This window comes from Ralstonia sp. OTU4908, assembly GCF_038440115.1.
GTDB classification, from domain to species: domain Bacteria; phylum Pseudomonadota; class Gammaproteobacteria; order Burkholderiales; family Burkholderiaceae; genus Ralstonia; species Ralstonia pickettii.
In genome coordinates, this window is the sequence record NZ_JASATD010000041.1 from 15376 (window position 1) to 31079 (window position 15704).

Consider the following 15704-nt stretch of genomic DNA (forward strand, 5'->3'; position numbering starts at 1 on the left):
GGTTTTACTTGACCTTAAACGAAATATTCCCCGTCATGGGGTGAGTGTCCGATGAAACTGCGCGCCATTCGACTTTGTACGTCCCGGTCATCAAGGGCTTGGCAGGCGTGATGACCATTGTCTTGGGGTCGTCGCCTGCTGAGACGTTTGCAGCAACCTTCATGGCATCTTGCCCCGACATGCCGGGCATTTCCGTCATCACCAGATTTGCCCCCGAGAATTGCGTCGAGAGACTCTCCGAGAACTTGAGCTCGATCTTTGCCGGCGCGGCTACTTCGGCTTTGTCGGCGGGCGTGGAAGACAACAGCTTGGGATGCGCAAATGCAGCCGTGCTGGCGAGAATGGCCGAGGCCGCGACAACAATGCTGGCAATGTAACGATGGTTCAACATATCAATACCTCCACTGGTGGTGAAAAAGAAAACGACTAGTACCAAACTCGCAGGCCTGCGACAAACCGAGTCTCGCCACTGCGGCCTCCATCAGCCCTGATCATATTGGCCGTGTTGCCAAACGTCTGGTACCGCTCAACGCCGATGTAAGGCGCGAATTGCCGGCTGAATTCGTAACGCAAACGCAGTCCGACGCTAGCGCTAGACAGGCCACTGCCGATCTCCAGAACCGGATCATTTTTCCCATAGAGGTTCGCCTCCACGCGCGGTTGTAGGATGAGGCGCTGGGTCAGCAGCAATTCATACTCCGTGGACAGCCGCAGCGCAGTACGACCACTGTTACCAACGTATGCCGTGGCCTGGATGTTGAACCAGTATGGCGCCAGACCTTGCACGCCAAAAGCCGCCCAGTTCCGCGCTGGACGCCCCGAGCCGACGTCGTTTCGGATCCCAAGCTGGGTGTCCCAGAACGTCGTGATCGCGTGCCCCCACAGCAACTCGGTGCGCGCCTCCTCGAGTCGACCTTTTTTCACATCGCCTTCCGCCTTCAGCACAACCTTGTTGTAAGTGCTTCCGTACCACGCTTGGGCCTCGTAAGACGCGGCGTTGGAGTTAGTCCCGCGCACCCACTCCAGGCGATCAATCAAGAACGATCCAAAATTGTGTTCATCGGCCATCATGAGCTGGCGGGTATTGCCCAGCGCGTACTTTCCAACCCCCAGTTGATATCCACCCGAGTATGCATTCGGATCCCGTGCATCAGGTGGCGGAGAGCCGCCTTGCATTTGCATCGAGCCGTGATCCATGCCCTGCATCGAGCCGTGGTCCATGCCCTGCATCGAGCCGTGGTCCATGCCCTGCATCGAGCCGTGGTCCATACCCTGCATCGAGCCGTGGTCCATACCCTGCATCGAGCCGTGGTCCATACCCTGCATCGAGCTGTGGTCCTTTGGCTGCGTTCCAGCGCTCGAGCTTGGCGCCATGGTGTCGTAGGAAGTCGTGGATTCCTGTGCCAACGCGGCGCTGGTGCCGACGACGGTCAAGGCAATTGTCAATGCTGCTTTAGCGTGCTTTTGCATGATCTTTTGTGGACTTAGGCGACGATCACTTCGCGGAACATGCCCGCGTCCATATGCAGCATGAGATGGCAGTGCCAAGCCCATCGTCCCAAGGCGTCAGCCGTGACAAGGAAGCTAATACGCTGCGCTGGTTGCACCGGAATCGTATGCCTGCGCGCCAAGAAGGTTCCGTCCGGTGCTTCGAGTTCGCTCCACATCCCGTGCATATGCATCGGATGCGTCATCATCGTGTCGTTATGAAGAATGACACGAAGACGCTCCCCGTAGCGGAAGTGAACAGGGGTAGATTTGCCAAACTCAACACCATCGAACGACCATGCGTACCGCTCCATATTGCCGGTCAGATGCAGTTCGACTTCACGCTGCGGGCCGCGCGAATCCATCGGGCCGCCGATGGTATGCATGTCCTGTAGGACTAACACGCGTCGCCCATTGTTACGCAGGCCGATACCGGGATCGTCGAGGTTAGTCCGCGCCATATCGACATGCATGTCGGTGCTTGGACCATACTCTGTGCGCGCGTGGCGCGCCTTCTTGCTCGGAACCTTTAGGGAACTCGCAGCGCTGTCGTGCATCGCCCCATGCTGACCGTGGTCCATCCCGGACATCCCGGACATCCCGGACATCCCGGACATCCCGGACATCCCACCCATGTCGCCCATCATGTCAGCCATTGTCAGCCACTCGGCCTTGTCTACCGATGGCACGGTAGCTTGCAAACCTTGGCGCACAGCCAAGGTTCCAAGAGCGTAGCCTGTACGGTCCATCGTTTGAGCGAAGATCGTGTGGGCGTCGTCCGTAGGGGTAACCACCACATCGCACGTTTCGCCTGGGCCAAAGCGGAACTCATCGACCGATACCGGCTCAATGTCCTGTCCGTCAACTTGAACCACCTTCATCTTCACGCCGGGAATACGGACGTCATAGAAAGTGTTGCCAGCCCCGTTGACGAAACGCAGCCGTACAGTCTGGCCTCGGGAGAACAGCCCCGTCCAGTTGCCCGCAGGCGTTACGCCATTCATCAGGTAGGTCAATGTTGCGCTGGAGAGATCAGCCAGATCCGTCGGGTTCATCCGCATCTGGTTCCACATCCGCCGCTTGTCCATGGCAGATGTCCATCCTTCACGCGAAACGTCGCGAAAGAAGTCGACCACAGTCGGCTGGTTATAGTTGTAGTAGTCGCCTTGGATCTTAAGCTTGGTGAGGACGCGCATCGGATCCTCGTCCGTCCAGTCGGAAAGCAAGACGGTGTAATCGCGATCGGCCCGCACGCGGTCCTCGCCAGCGGGATCGATAACGATACCGCCATATAGTCCTGTCATTTCCTGGAAGCCGGAGTGCGAGTGGTACCAGTAACTGCCACTCTGCTGGACCTTGAAACGATACGTGAATGTCTCGCCCGGGGCGATGCCGGAAAAGCTGATCCCGGGTACGCCGTCCATCTGGAACGGCAGAATGATGCCGTGCCAATGAATTGACGTGGGCTCCGGCAGACGGTTGGTCACCCGGATGGTGACCGTGTCACCTTCACGCCACCGCAACGTTGGGCCAGGCAGCATGCCATTGATGGTAGTCGCCATGCCTGGCTTGCCGGTAAAGTTCACTGGGGTCTCAGCGATCACCAGATCGAATTCGGTGCCCCGCAGCACGGGCGCGGTGCCAAAGGCTGTGCCCTGGGCCTGCGACGCCCGCGCGGGCATCCCGCCCAAGCCCAGGCCAGCGATCACCCCTCCGGCGGCCAAGCCTTGCACAAATCGCCTCCGCGGAAGGTTCGGAAGCACCACGCCCATTGCACGATTGCTGCGCATCTCTTTATTCCTTGCGTAAGTCCCTGATGAGATTTGTACGGCAGGAGCAGCCTAATCACTCCAAGGCTACCTTAACCTGACCGAAACATTACATATTGGTCAGGTTGGTCAGCAACCATGCCGCTCCATGTACGCTACACGATACCGGTCGCACTTTTCGTGCGCCATAAGTAATAAAGAGACAGACATGAAGCTCCTTGTTGTCGAAGACGAATCCAAGACCGGCGAATATTTGCAGCAGGGGTTGTCGGAAGCCGGCTTTGTTGTGGACCTTGCCCGCAATGGCTTGGACGGCCGACATCTTGCAATGACGGGCGACTATGACCTCTTGATTCTTGACGTGATGTTGCCCGATCTCGAAGGGTGGCAGATCCTGCACGCACTGCGCTCAACTGAACTGGCTGTGCCGGTGCTGTTTCTGACCGCGCGCGATAGCGTCGCTGATCGGGTCAAGGGCTTGGAGCTGGGCGCGGATGACTACATGGTCAAACCATTTGCATTTGCGGAATTGCTCGCGCGTGTTCGAACTCTGCTTCGACGAGGCAGTGCGCCATCGCTTGCAGAACGCATCCAGGTGGCCGACCTGGTGCTGGATCTGACTCGCCGTCGTGCTTCCCGTGGCGGTCAGCGAATCACGTTGACCAGTAAGGAGTTCTCGCTGCTGGAACTGCTAGCCCGCCGTCATGGCGAGGTGTTGCCCCGGTCCCTGATCGCCTCCCAAGTCTGGGACATGAATTTCGACAGCGACACTAACGTGATCGACGTCGCCATTCGACGCCTGCGCGCCAAAATCGACGATAACTTCGAACCTAAATTGATCCATACCGTCCGTGGCATGGGCTATGTCCTCGAAGGTCCGGAGGACGGGGAGTAATGAGGCGCCATTCACTAACGGCGCGGCTGACCGCGTATTTCTCCTTGTCATCAGCGGCCATGTTGTTGGGCCTCGGCATTCTGATCGCCCTGGCCATGGAGGAGCATTTTGCAGTGGAAGACTTTACGGCGTTGGGCGAGAACGTGAACGTTATTCGCCGGGTGGTTGAGAGTAGCTCTGCACCCGAGGTCTCTAGTCGGCTCAACGACGTGCTACAGCACCGCACGGATCTGATTGTGCGAGTCCAGGCGCCACAGGGTCAGGCCTTGTTTGCCACCCCCGACTTTGACTTTGCGGAGGTGTTGGCCGTGCTACGCAAGGCAGGCCGTCATTCCGGGGCCCTTGTTTGGCAGCAGGGCGACAAGCAATACCGGGGGGTGCATATGCAAGTGCCGCTGCGCGACGACGGTGCGCTGGATGTATTGGTGGGCATCAATACTGAGATCCATGCGCATTTCCTACGCGCGTTTCGGAAGACGTTGACGCTCTACATCGCATTGGCCGCCCTGGCGAGCGGCCTATTTGGATGGTGGGCGGCCCGGCGGGGGCTGTTGCCGCTGCGCGCGATGGCTTCGCGGGCGAAGTCTGTGACGGCGGACCGCCTGGACGAACGGATGCCGGTCGATATGGTACCGGTCGAGGTTGCCGATCTTGGCGTGACGTTGAACGGCATGCTCGCGCGCTTGCAGGGCGATTTCCAGCGACTCACCGACTTCTCGACCGATATCGCACACGAGCTACGCACACCGATCACCAACCTGCTGACGCAAACCGAAGTGGCTCTCTCACAAATTCGCGAACCTGCAAAGTACAGAGACGTCCTTGCTTCAAACGTAGAAGAGCTGCAGCGTTTGGCTCGGATGGTGTCGGACATGCTCTACCTGGCCAAGATGGAGCACAACCTGACGCTGCCCAGTGCCGAGATGATCGAGCTTGCCGGCGAGGTGCGCGCACTCTTTGAGTTTTACGACGCGTTCGCGGAGGACAAAGCCGTGCAGTTGCAAGTGGAAGGACAAGCGCAACTGCGTGGCGATCGGCTCATGCTCAGACGCGCCTTCAGCAATCTGTTGTCGAATGCGATACGGCACACACCCAGGCGCGGCCGTGTGATCGTTTCCATCACGCCAACCGAGGAGGGCCTCGCCGTGACGATCGACAACGACGGCGAGGCGATTGCTCCCGACGTGCTGCCGTTCATCTTCGAGCGCTTCTTTCGCGCAGACAAGTCGCGTGCGCGCCCAGAATCGGACGGAGCAGGCCTTGGCTTGGCTATCACCAAAGCAATCGTTCTCGCCCATGGGGGAACCATTTCTGCCACACGCGTGCACGATCGCACTCGATTCACCGTCCGGCTGCCGATCCGCTGCTGAACTTTGGGGGGGCACGCTCGCTGACATCATCCGTCAGGTCGGCCCCTATGGCGGCCAATGTGTCGTGCAAGCTGCCCGAAGTCTTGCGTGAGCATGACGCCTTTGAAAGGTTGTGCGTGCATCACAACATGGCGATAACGCTTCCCCGTCAGGGGCCAGGCCCAGGCTTTTTCCTTGCTGTACATGCAGCGTGCCATTCCGGCACGTCGGCAATCAAGGAGAACCCAAATGCCTCACCAACACTTCCAAGCCTGCATCGACGAATGCGCCGCGTGTCGCGTGGCGTGCCTGCACTGCGCCACCGCCTGCTTGACCGAGAAGGACGTTCTGACATTGAGCACCTGTATTCGGCTGGATCTCGATTGCGCTGAGATCTGCGAAGCCGCCGTGGGCGTGATGGCGCGAGGCAGCGCCCAAGCCACTGCAATATGCGAGCTGTGCGCGAAAATCTGTCAAGCCTGCGCCGCCGAGTGTGCCAAGCACTCCCACGAGCACTGTCAGCAGTGCGCGCGTGCCTGCGAGACATGCGCCGACGCCTGTCGTGCCGTGCATTGAAGGTGGCATACCGGATCAATCTCGCTGATCTGTCGCACTTGTAATACGAGGGTCACGTTTCTGTCAGCCCCAGCCTTCTACACTGCATTGGCATAGCAGTGTCTTGTTTCAACTTGAAGAAGGAAAACGCGATGAACATCCTGAAAAAATCCGCATTGGTGGGGGCAGCGTTGCTGGCCCTCGGTGTCAACGTCGCCAACGCGGCGACCGCTACTGGCGCGCGCGACCCATATACCGATGGCGCTAACGCGATGGGCAAGCGCGATCCCTACACCGATGGTGGGCGCGCAGCGCGTGACATCTACACCGATGGCGCGCATTCGATGGGCACCCGTGACCCTTACACGGATGGTGGCCACCAATAAACCAAAGCTCAATCCCGGCCCCCCCCCTTTCCGGGCTTCCCCCTCCCCGGGGGGTTACTCCCCCGGGGCTCTTTCCCGCGCGCCGAGCGGTTTGCTGCGCAGGCTTGTACGATTGCCTCGTCGATTCGCTTCAGGTTTTTTCGTGCCGTACATTCTTGCTCGCGGGGGCACGGTAGCCGTTGTGTCGCTTCCGTCCAATGAACATGTGGAGGGGCACGGCCGCAACAGCAGCAATGCCCAGAACAAGGTGCACAGTCTTCGTAAGACCACTCCAATCTTCGGGCCCGTAATACAGCCCATAAGCGGTGATGGTCAGCAACAAGAACACGATTCCCGTCAACGTACCGGTCACGAGGTTTCGGCGCGCAACCCACGCGAAGCGAATGTGTTGCGGCAGCATGGAACCCAAGAGAATCAGGCTGCAGAACGCAAAGGCGCCATGCAACTGCAGAATCTGGCGGACGATCGGTGCGTCCTCCCATTGAAGCAAATCGTGCAAAACCGTCCATATCAGCCCAGACACCGCTACCGCTAGCAATACGGCGAGAGCAACCCAATAGTGATACGGATGCAGACGAATGCCTGTCCCTTTCAGGGGATGTCGATGCGAGGATTGCGTCATGATGCAACAACGTGTGCGTGATAGCTTGATAGCGCGCGGACCGTGGCGGGCGCCGTCGTACCGGCAAGCATGGCGACCTTGGTCAGTGCGTCCGCCCAGATACAGCGGGGGGCAATGACGGTGACCGTTCGCTCTGCGCAAGGCGCTTCCATCGGCGCTTGTTGCGACCGGATGGATGCTGTACCAGGGGGCAGTCCGAAGCTTTCTGCGAAATAGTGACCGCTGGTGGCCACGGCCCCGTTGGTGAGCCGACCGAGTAGTTCTAGCCGACCGGGCGCGTTGGCACTGCGTACGTGGATGGGCTGTGCATGCTTGCCAAAGACGCGCAGGTCCCCTCCGGCCGAAACGGCGCCACTGCGAACGTTGTGGCGCCGCAGACTTAGGATAGCCATGTCCACGGCAAAGCCTTTGGCGATGCCACCGAGATCCAACCATAGTGCGCGCCGCTTACTAATGCGATTTTCATCGAGCATCACTACATCCGCAAACCGCACGTCGACTTCCGCCGTCGGCCCCGCTGGGCGGGGCAAAATTTTGTGTGCCACCAACATGCGGGCCACGGTGGGGTCGAACACGCCGCCGGTACGCTCGTGCATGCGCTGGGCCTCGCGCAGCACACGCATGGTCCAAGGGTGAACGCGGACCGCTTCGCCTACCGACGCCGCATGCAGACGTGACAAGTCGCTATCCGAGCGCTGGAAGCTCATCAACGCCTCGGCTTGCTCGATTACGGAGAACGCCGCTGCGATGGCGGTTTCTGCCAAGTGAGCGCAGTCCTGGGGATACACATCGTCAATGCGAACTTCAACGAAAGTCCCCAATAGCGGTTTGGAGCGACGAATCACATCTTGGCTAGTAAGAGGTCATACACAGCCAGCACCCGCTTGACTCCCTGGGTGATGTGTTTGCATGAGAGCGTCGCGCCACTGATGTTACGGATGTCTTTACCAAGCTGCACAGCATCCTGCGCGGTCTTACCAACAAACTGGGCACGCCAGTCGGCATTGCGCACCTCATAGCCATACGTTTCCTGGTACGTCAGGATATCGACGGCGCGCACGGCTCCCTTGGCGTCGAGCGCCACGGCATACGTGATTTTTTCATGCTTGCCCACCACGCGATCCACGATGAACCAGCCGCCAGTCGACACTTTCCAGACCCCCTTGTCATTGAATGGCTCGTGTACCCCGGAGCGCTCGTTCAATGTTTCGCGAATCTGGTCCGTAATCTGGAGAGGCACGGCCTGAAAACTCGCGCCAGGAAACATCTGCGCCTGAGCCTGTTGAACTGTCAGGTATTCCGTCGCTTGGACGGGCACGACCAGCACCGCAAGCGGCACTGCCGCCATGGGAGTCCACTTCATGTCTGTCTCCGTATCAATGGACGCGCTTCAAAATGGGAACCCCACCTTGACCATGAACTCGTTGCGCGCATGCTCGTCACCGAAGATACGGTTGCCTGCCACTACGTCCGCCTGGTCCTCGTTGTAGGTTTTGACTACGGGCAATTGGTGGCGCCACGCGGCCGTTACCCACCAGTGTTTGGTGGCGTAGTGCAAATTGGGGCCAAGAAACCACGCGGAGTGATCACGACGGTTATAGCGATACCCCTGGAATTCACGATGGTTGCGCGCCTCCATGCCCAGGCTCAGGTTGTCGGTCAAGCGATAGGACACGCCGGCGGTCAGATCAAGCATGGAAGCACGCTCAATATCACCCATGGCGGTTTTGTCGCGCTCATGGGCACCGAGAATATTGGCGGCAAAAATGAGCCGATCATCCAACCAGTTCTTCTGCAAGATGATGCGCCATTCGAGATCGCGCTCACGGGGCCCCAGTTCTGGCTCGATGTACAGTGCCAAGCCGATCGGATCAGTCACTGGGTTCATGAGTTGGTAGATCGCTTCGAGTGAAACAGTCTCGAAGCGAGTCTTGCGGTAACGCCCAGTCGGATCGTCATTGGGACCGAGATCTGTCAGCGGCCCACGCGTGGTGCCATCAAGACCATTCCGATTGGCGTTCACGTAGCTCCAGTTGAAATAGCCGGCCAATTGGAATTTGTCCGTCACGCCGTACTCGACTTCTTCGCGGTTGAGCAATCCGCTATAGGATCCTTGGGACTGGCCCCGCTGCAGGAAAGACTGGTGCTCGAATTCGAAGCGGCCTTTGGGCATAACGTCGGCCGTGTAAATCCACCCGAACGGCGATTCGCCGGCAAGCGCAGTTGTGGAACACAGCCAGGCAAGCGCCCCAGCAAGCCAAACCTTCCCCCAATGCGTGCTTTTTGTAGCACCTTGCATTTGACTCCCCTTCCGAAATAAGGAGATTGTAAGGGAGAATGAGAATTGTTCGCAATAGCCTCGTGAAGCGGCGAATGCTGGGATCAGAGTCGGGTCGCACGGAGTCGCAGCGCATTGGCGACCACCGATGCCGAACTCAAGCTCATCGCCAATGCGGCAATCATGGGTGATAACAGAAGTCCGGTAAAAGGATAGAGCACGCCGGCAGCCAATGGCACACCCAGTGCGTTGTAAAGGAAGGCGAAGCCGAGGTTTTGCTTCATGTTGGCAATCGTTGCCTCGGATAAGGCGCGGGCACGGGCAATGCCCCGCAGGTCGCCTTTCACGAGGGTAACCTGGGCGCTGTTCATCGCGACATCGGTACCGGTACCCATCGCAATACCCACGTCGGCTTTGGCGAGCGCCGGTGCATCATTGATGCCGTCGCCTGCCATCGCTACAACCAAGCCTCGTTCTTGAAGTGTGGCGACCAACGCCAGCTTATCCGCAGGCTTGACCTCGCCGCGAAACTCAACAATGCCAAGTTGTTTTGCGACGGATTGGGCGGTCACGTTTCCGTCGCCGGTAGCCATCACGATCCGAAGCCCATCGGCTCTGAGTTGGGTCAGGGCCTGCGGTGTTGTCGTCTTCACGCGATCGGAAACCGACAGCAGGCCAGCAAGGACCCCATCGACCGCCAGGTACATCACACTGGCGCCTCGGGCTCGCATGGCGTCTGCCTCGGTGGAGGCGGCATCGACAGCAACCGCGTGCGCCTGCATCAGCGAGGTGTTGCCGAGCGCCAGGCTTCGCCCAGCGACGTGTCCTCTCACGCCGATCCCTGACGCGGATTCAAAATCTTCCGGCCGCTCGAGCGCGAGCCCCTGTTCGCGCGCTTGCGCCACGATCGCAGCGGCCAAGGGGTGCTCACTACCTTGGTCCAGACTGGCCGCCAAGCGCAAGACGTCCATGTCGGAAAATCCATTGAGGCCAATGGCCCGATCGAATGAGGGGCGCCCTTCGGTCAACGTGCCTGTCTTGTCCACAATAAGCGTGTCGACCTTGCGCAGGTTCTCGATTGCTGCGGCATCCCGAAAAAGAATGCCGTGTTCGGCCCCTTTGCCGCTGGCCACCATGATGGACATGGGTGTGGCCAGCCCGAGCGCGCACGGGCACGCGATGATCAGCACAGCAACCGCGTTGATCAAGCCGTGGGCCCAGCTTGGCTGGGGGCCCCAGATCCCCCAGGCGACGAGCGTCATGACAGCGATGGCGACCACGCCGATGACGAAGACGCCTGCCACCTTGTCCGCCATTCGCTGCATCGGCGCCTTGGAGCGCTGCGCTTGCGCGACCATTTGCACGATCTGCGACAAAACGGTCTGCGCGCCCACTTTCTCGGACCGGACCACAAGCGCACCCGAGGTGTTCAGGGTTGCACCGATGACGTGGTCACCCGCGCGTTTGGAGACTGGAATCGGCTCACCGGTGATCATCGACTCGTCGAGCGCGCTCGCGCCCTCGACCACGACACCATCCACGGGCACCTTTTCACCGGGCCGCACACGCAGCAAATCGCCCACATGGACATGGGCAATCGGAACATCTTCTTCACTGCCGTCCGCGTCGATGCGCCTGGCTGTTTTGGGGGCAAGGCCCAGTAGGGACTTGATGGCGGCCGATGTCTGTGAGCGGGCCTTCAGCTCGAGCATTTGCCCCAGCAGGGTCAGCGAAATGATTACGGCTGCCGCTTCAAAATACACTTCCACCCGGCCGCTCGCCGCGAAGGTCGAGGGGAATACGTCCGGTGCGACTGTCGCGACTACGCTATAGAGATAGGCCGCGCTCGTCCCCAGCCCGATAAGCGTCCACATGTTCGGGCTGCGGTGCAAGAAGGATTGCACACAGCGCTCGAAGAATGGCAAGCCAGCCCAAAGCACGGCCGGCGTGGCAAGCACCAACTCGAGCCAGTTCTTCCATGCTGGATTTAGGGGAATGAGACGATATCCAGCCATGGCCAGCACAAAGACCATCGCGGTCAATGGCAAGCTTATCCAGAAGCGTCGCCGGAAATCCATGAGCTCCGCATTCTCTTCCTCCTCCCCCGCCGGCATGATCGGCTCCAGCGTCATGCCGCATTTAGGACACGTGCCGGGATGATCCTGGCGGATCTCAGGATGCATTGGACAGGTGTAAATCGTGGACGCGGATGCCGGTGGTGAAACACTTGCCTCGTCGCCCGGGACAGCCCGCGGCGCGCCTGCCGAGTGAGCATGGTGACCATGCACATTGCAGTGGTGTGCGTGGGGTTGCGTGGGCTCATTGTGGTCGTGCGCCGTATCGGCGCTTTGTCGCGGGGAGGCGGCTTCTCTGTGGCTGTGCTGGCGGCTCATGCTCGGCATCCTGTTGGAAAAAACTGGCACGTGGCAGTGTCGTGGTCAGCATAGCGATCAACCACCCCGAGGACAACGGTCCGCAATGACGGTATCAATGGATTCACAAGGGACGTGCTTCTGTGGCCACGAGCTTGGTCTGCGGTGCAGGTCCATGCGAATTCCGGGCACGTCTCATGCTGAACGACTGTCTCATGCTGAACGACTCCCCGGGGATTGCTATGGAGGTCCTCCTCGCGTTCGTGACGCAGGGGCACAACCTTCCAACGGGAGCAAGGATCGTGGGCGACAACACTTCAATCGACTTGGCGCTGCGGCGCAAATTTCTACGCCAAATGGCTGGGGCGGGCTTGGCGGCAACGGGGGCCGGTATCGGCACGCCTGCTTCGGGGCTGCAAAGCCAGGATCGTTCAACTGACCTGTCCGGAACCGAATTCGCTCTGACAATTGGGCGCACACCCGTCAATTTCACGGGGCATTTACGGTACGCGCTTACGGTAAACGGATCAATTCCTGCGCCCATCCTGCGTTGGAAACAAGGTTCCGAGGTAACGCTGCGGGTCACCAACACACTGGCCACGCAAACTTCGATCCACTGGCATGGCATCCTCGTTCCGTTTGCCATGGATGGCGTGCCTGGCGTGTCCTTTCCCGGCATTCCTGCTCACCAGACCTTCGTCTACAAATTCAAGGTCCGACAGGCCGGTACATACTGGTACCACAGCCACACCCGCTTTCAGGAGCAACTCGGCCTCTATGGCCCATTGGTGATCGAGCCACAAAGGCCGGCCCCCATACCTAGCGACAGGGACTACGTCGTTATGCTGAGTGATTGGACTGACGAAGATCCTGAAAACGTCTTCCTTCACTTGAAGCAGTCGAGTGATTTTTACAATTTCCAATTACCGACGGTCACTGATTTTGTGGCCGACGTCAGGGCGGCGGGCCTCTCAAAAGCACTGGCTCGACGGCGTATGTGGAACCAGATGCGCATGAATCCCACGGACCTCGCCGATGTCTCTGCTGCAACCTACTGCTACTTGGTCAATGGCGCCACACCCTTCACTAACTGGACAGCTATCGCGGAGGCAGGCGAATACGTACGTTTGCGCTTCATCAATGGATCGGCCACCACAACGTTTGATGTTCGCATCCCGGGCCTGACCATGCGAGTTTGTGCGGCGGACGGACAAGATGTCGAACCCGTGAACGTCGACGAGTTTCGGATTGGTGTAGCGGAGACCTACGATGTGTTGGTGCAGATGCCCCGGAATGAGGCATACACCATATTTGCACAGGCGATGGACCGCAGCGGATATGCACGTGCCACCCTCGCGCCGAAGCACGGCATGCGGGCCGCGATTCCTATTATGGACCCCAAAACCTGGCTGACCATGGCTGACATGGGCATGGACATGAACATGAACGGAATGTCTATGACCAGCGGGCCACCCAATGAAACGATGGAAACTCAGGACAACGGCATCCATTCCCCCCTCGGCCACTCTATGCAGGCGGGGGGCGAAACCGCGGCCGACGCCATGCCAGGCATGCGACTGCAGTCCGGCGATGAAGGCATGGCCGGCATGAAACCCTCCATGTCGATGTCCCACGATGGTAAGCCCGAGCATTCCCACCCAATGACGATGCTGGGTATGCACGGCGGCCCCGAAGTCGACATGCGGTCGATGAACCCTTCCAAGTCGCTCGCAGACCCTGGGCCGAGATTGCGCCAAAATGGCCGGAGGGTTTTGACCTACGCAGACTTGCGAACGCTGGGCCAGCCCTATGACGATCGGCCTCCGGGCCGCGAGATCGTGTTGCATCTGACCGGCAACATGCGACGGTTCATCTGGGGATTCGATGGCAAAAGGTTCTCGGAGGCCGAGCCGATCCGTCTGTACTACGGCGAACGGCTGCGGATCACTCTCGTTAATGACACCATGATGAATCACCCTATGCACCTGCACGGGATGTTCAGCGAGCTTGAAAACACGGAGCGTCAAGCGCTCGTCCGTAAGCACACCATCAACGTTCAACCATCCAAGCAGATCAGTTTCCTCGTAACTGCGGATGCCCCGGGCCAGTGGGCATTTCATTGTCATCTGCTGTACCACATGGAAGCCGGTATGTTCCGCAAGGTGGTTGTGGCCTGACCCTTGGACAAAGGAGCGCGTCATGTTGCCAGGAGTGAAGGGACGGCTGCGTTTGGTTGCCGCAGCCTTATTGCTCACCGTGCGGCTTGCAGGCGCCCACACGTCTGAGGCGCCCACGCCAGGCATGCCGCAGACGCCACACGGCACACCGTCTCAGGCCCATGGGCAAGAAGCGCAGGTACTTGCAACACAAAAGCCCGACTTACCTTCCCAAGAGGAAGGCGTCAATGTGATCACCCCCAGTGACGAACCCCGCGTGCCAATGCAGAATCCCAGCCGAGGCATCGCCGTGCCGGGCGACACCATGGTCGACAACGATGTCTATCATCAGTTTCTGCTCGATCGGCTCGAGACGGTACGCACTCGCGACGCGACGGGATGGGCATGGGACATGCAAGGCTGGTTCGGTAAGGATCTTGACCGACTATGGTTGAAGACCGAGGGCGAGCGACTGTTCGGTCAAACCGCAGACGCCAAAGTTGAAGCGTTGTGGGGTCATGCATTTGCCACATTTTGGGATTGGCAGGCAGGCGTTCGCCGCGACTTCGGTGGTGGACCAACACGTACGTGGGCTGCCTTTGGAGTGCAAGGGCTCGCGCCATACTGGTTCGATGTCGAAGCGACCCTGTACGTCAGTAATGGCGGGCGTCTTGCGGCCCGTGTGCGTGCTACCTACGATGTCCGCCTCTCGCAGCGAAGTGCCCTCACTCCCGAAATCGAAGCCAACGTCTACTCGAAGACCGACCAGGCGCGCGAGATTGGCCGCGGGCTGGCCGATGTTCGCCTCGGCTTGCGACTGCGATACGAACTTCGGCGCGACTTCGCTCCGTACATTGGCGTGGTTTGGAGCAGGAAACTGGGAAGGAGCGCAGAGTTTGCGCGAGCGGCGGGGCAAGACGCCGTAAACAAGCAGATCGTGGCTGGAATACGATGGTGGTTTTGAACCAGGAGCCTGTCAGGCTGCCCTCTGGGCGCTTTGCTATATAGCTCAGCATCGCGGTTTCCCGATCGCGCCGTCGGCATGAACGTCTTACCAAGACGTAATTTGCGGGTCATCGAAGCGAGAGGATTGCCTCTCTAGAATGCTTGACATCAGTCACGTTCCAGGAGAAAACGATGAATCGCAATCGACTTGTTCCGCTCATGCTCGCAGTCCTCTTCGCAGGCAGTTCGGCGGCATGGGCCTCAGACAAATTCCGTGGCGACGGCGGGGACAATTGGATCGAACATGTGCGGCAAAGCCCGTCAGCAACTCAACCGGATGTGAACAGGACGGCGTTGCTCTTCGGCTCGCCCGCGCCAGTGTCGCTGGCTGCACGCACTTTGACAGTTAAGCCAGGAATGAAATACATCAACGTCGAATCCGGTGAAACCGTCGCTTTTTCGGCGGGGACTGGGACGCAAGCATGGACGTTCATCGAAGCAATGCAGAGTACTTCGGTCGATTTGGGCGTTCTGCTGCCGGATGTGCCCGACGCTAAGGGTGTGCGCGTCATCATTGCGCGCAGCAAGTGGCTCACAGGCAGTTAGGACTTTCGTTCGTTCACTTCGGTCCCGTTACGACTCACTCGGTCGTGCGGGGCTGGTGTCGCTGCGCCGCCTCCCCCGTCCCCAAGCGATCAGGGCGGCAACCTGGATTGCTGTATTGATGAATTGCAGTGCAATCAAGGCAAATTGCTTGGTCTCCAAGTAGACGAACACCAGTCCGATGTTACCGGCGATCCAAGCGAGATAGCCGCGCGGATCCTTCCTCGCAATAAGGAGCTGACCGGTCAAGCCGGCCAGGATGACGAAGAGTTGCAGTGCGTTCACG

16 protein-coding genes are annotated in these 15704 nt (G+C 59.3%); 7 read left to right on the forward strand and 9 right to left on the reverse strand.

Annotated features, from left to right (window positions below; translation table 11 throughout):
- Window positions 1-4: 4 nt before the first annotated feature.
- The 3 genes from copC to AAHM38_RS22035 are packed head-to-tail and all read right to left on the reverse strand — an operon-like array spanning window position 5 to window position 3278.
- Window positions 5-391, reverse strand: coding sequence for a copper homeostasis periplasmic binding protein CopC (gene copC, locus AAHM38_RS22025; protein ID WP_004635311.1), 387 nt, complete (start codon window positions 389-391; stop codon window positions 5-7).
- A 35-nt stretch (window positions 392-426) separates the two neighbouring features.
- The gene (locus AAHM38_RS22030; protein ID WP_182557078.1) at window positions 427-1470 is read right to left on the reverse strand and encodes a copper resistance protein B; all 1044 of its coding nucleotides are present in this window, start codon (window positions 1468-1470) and stop codon (window positions 427-429) included.
- Window positions 1471-1484: 14 nt separating this feature from the next.
- Window positions 1485-3278, reverse strand: a complete 1794-nt coding sequence (locus AAHM38_RS22035; RefSeq protein WP_342234319.1) for a copper resistance system multicopper oxidase — start codon at window positions 3276-3278, stop codon at window positions 1485-1487.
- Between the two features lie 187 nt (window positions 3279-3465).
- Here AAHM38_RS22035 and AAHM38_RS22040 point away from each other — a divergent pair, with 187 nt between their 5' ends.
- The 4 genes from AAHM38_RS22040 (at window position 3466) to AAHM38_RS22055 (ending at window position 6442) form a co-directional block, all read left to right on the forward strand.
- Window positions 3466-4152, forward strand: a complete 687-nt coding sequence (locus AAHM38_RS22040; protein ID WP_009241638.1) for a heavy metal response regulator transcription factor — start codon at window positions 3466-3468, stop codon at window positions 4150-4152.
- The gene (locus tag AAHM38_RS22045; RefSeq protein WP_012435842.1) at window positions 4152-5522 is read left to right on the forward strand and encodes a heavy metal sensor histidine kinase; all 1371 of its coding nucleotides are present in this window, start codon (window positions 4152-4154) and stop codon (window positions 5520-5522) included. Before AAHM38_RS22040 ends, AAHM38_RS22045 begins: the two co-directional genes overlap by 1 nt.
- Before the next feature lie 228 nt (window positions 5523-5750).
- Window positions 5751-6077 (forward strand): four-helix bundle copper-binding protein, encoded by a 327-nt coding sequence (locus tag AAHM38_RS22050; RefSeq protein WP_004635299.1) that lies wholly within the window; start codon window positions 5751-5753, stop codon window positions 6075-6077.
- A gap of 131 nt (window positions 6078-6208) precedes the next feature.
- A complete protein-coding gene (locus tag AAHM38_RS22055; protein ID WP_004635296.1) occupies window positions 6209-6442 on the forward strand; it encodes a hypothetical protein in 234 nt (77 codons plus the stop codon).
- Window positions 6443-6572: 130 nt separating this feature from the next.
- On the opposite strand, the gene AAHM38_RS22060 is transcribed toward AAHM38_RS22055, so the two are convergent.
- The 5 genes from AAHM38_RS22060 to AAHM38_RS22080 all read right to left on the reverse strand — a co-directional run bounded on the left by AAHM38_RS22060 (window position 6573) and on the right by AAHM38_RS22080 (window position 11735).
- Complete coding sequence (locus tag AAHM38_RS22060; protein WP_004635293.1) at window positions 6573-7064, reverse strand: hypothetical protein; 492 nt, start codon at window positions 7062-7064, stop codon at window positions 6573-6575.
- Complete coding sequence (locus tag AAHM38_RS22065; protein WP_012435843.1) at window positions 7061-7909, reverse strand: FAD:protein FMN transferase; 849 nt, start codon at window positions 7907-7909, stop codon at window positions 7061-7063. Before AAHM38_RS22065 ends, AAHM38_RS22060 begins: the two co-directional genes overlap by 4 nt.
- Entirely contained in the window at window positions 7906-8427 is a 522-nt protein-coding gene (locus AAHM38_RS22070; protein ID WP_004635288.1) for an FMN-binding protein, read from the reverse strand. Before AAHM38_RS22070 ends, AAHM38_RS22065 begins: the two co-directional genes overlap by 4 nt.
- Window positions 8428-8454: 27 nt before the next feature.
- Window positions 8455-9363, reverse strand: coding sequence for a DUF6662 family protein (locus tag AAHM38_RS22075; protein ID WP_004635287.1), 909 nt, complete (start codon window positions 9361-9363; stop codon window positions 8455-8457).
- Window positions 9364-9446: 83 nt separating this feature from the next.
- Window positions 9447-11735, reverse strand: coding sequence for a copper-transporting P-type ATPase (locus AAHM38_RS22080; protein WP_012435844.1), 2289 nt, complete (start codon window positions 11733-11735; stop codon window positions 9447-9449).
- Between the two features lie 176 nt (window positions 11736-11911).
- Here AAHM38_RS22080 and AAHM38_RS22085 point away from each other — a divergent pair, with 176 nt between their 5' ends.
- The 3 genes from AAHM38_RS22085 (at window position 11912) to AAHM38_RS22095 (ending at window position 15421) form a co-directional block, all read left to right on the forward strand.
- On the forward strand, window positions 11912-13891 hold the full coding sequence (locus AAHM38_RS22085; protein ID WP_004635283.1) for a copper resistance system multicopper oxidase: 1980 nt from the start codon (window positions 11912-11914) through the stop codon (window positions 13889-13891).
- A gap of 22 nt (window positions 13892-13913) precedes the next feature.
- Window positions 13914-14834, forward strand: a complete 921-nt coding sequence (locus tag AAHM38_RS22090; protein ID WP_004635281.1) for a copper resistance protein B — start codon at window positions 13914-13916, stop codon at window positions 14832-14834.
- Between the two features lie 173 nt (window positions 14835-15007).
- Window positions 15008-15421 (forward strand): CzcE family metal-binding protein, encoded by a 414-nt coding sequence (locus AAHM38_RS22095; protein ID WP_004635279.1) that lies wholly within the window; start codon window positions 15008-15010, stop codon window positions 15419-15421.
- A 27-nt stretch (window positions 15422-15448) separates the two neighbouring features.
- On the opposite strand, the gene AAHM38_RS22100 is transcribed toward AAHM38_RS22095, so the two are convergent.
- Window positions 15449-15703, reverse strand: coding sequence for a nicotinamide mononucleotide transporter (locus tag AAHM38_RS22100; RefSeq protein ID WP_004635277.1), 255 nt, complete (start codon window positions 15701-15703; stop codon window positions 15449-15451).
- Window position 15704: the final 1 nt, after the last annotated feature.

What these genes read in the sequence shown, in the direction of transcription:
- copC (WP_004635311.1), bottom strand. Translation starts at nt 391, where the DNA reads ATGTTGAACCATCGTTACATTGCCAGCATTGTTGTCGCGGCCTCGGCC.
- AAHM38_RS22030 (WP_182557078.1), bottom strand. Translation starts at nt 1,470, where the DNA reads ATGCAAAAGCACGCTAAAGCAGCATTGACAATTGCCTTGACCGTCGTC.
- AAHM38_RS22035 (WP_342234319.1), bottom strand. Translation starts at nt 3,278, where the DNA reads ATGCGCAGCAATCGTGCAATGGGCGTGGTGCTTCCGAACCTTCCGCGG.
- AAHM38_RS22040 (WP_009241638.1), top strand. Translation starts at nt 3,466, where the DNA reads ATGAAGCTCCTTGTTGTCGAAGACGAATCCAAGACCGGCGAATATTTG.
- AAHM38_RS22045 (WP_012435842.1), top strand. Translation starts at nt 4,152, where the DNA reads ATGAGGCGCCATTCACTAACGGCGCGGCTGACCGCGTATTTCTCCTTG.
- AAHM38_RS22050 (WP_004635299.1), top strand. Translation starts at nt 5,751, where the DNA reads ATGCCTCACCAACACTTCCAAGCCTGCATCGACGAATGCGCCGCGTGT.
- AAHM38_RS22055 (WP_004635296.1), top strand. Translation starts at nt 6,209, where the DNA reads ATGAACATCCTGAAAAAATCCGCATTGGTGGGGGCAGCGTTGCTGGCC.
- AAHM38_RS22060 (WP_004635293.1), bottom strand. Translation starts at nt 7,064, where the DNA reads ATGACGCAATCCTCGCATCGACATCCCCTGAAAGGGACAGGCATTCGT.
- AAHM38_RS22070 (WP_004635288.1), bottom strand. Translation starts at nt 8,427, where the DNA reads ATGAAGTGGACTCCCATGGCGGCAGTGCCGCTTGCGGTGCTGGTCGTG.
- AAHM38_RS22075 (WP_004635287.1), bottom strand. Translation starts at nt 9,363, where the DNA reads ATGCAAGGTGCTACAAAAAGCACGCATTGGGGGAAGGTTTGGCTTGCT.
- AAHM38_RS22080 (WP_012435844.1), bottom strand. Translation starts at nt 11,735, where the DNA reads ATGAGCCGCCAGCACAGCCACAGAGAAGCCGCCTCCCCGCGACAAAGC.
- AAHM38_RS22085 (WP_004635283.1), top strand. Translation starts at nt 11,912, where the DNA reads ATGCTGAACGACTGTCTCATGCTGAACGACTCCCCGGGGATTGCTATG.
- AAHM38_RS22090 (WP_004635281.1), top strand. Translation starts at nt 13,914, where the DNA reads ATGTTGCCAGGAGTGAAGGGACGGCTGCGTTTGGTTGCCGCAGCCTTA.
- AAHM38_RS22095 (WP_004635279.1), top strand. Translation starts at nt 15,008, where the DNA reads ATGAATCGCAATCGACTTGTTCCGCTCATGCTCGCAGTCCTCTTCGCA.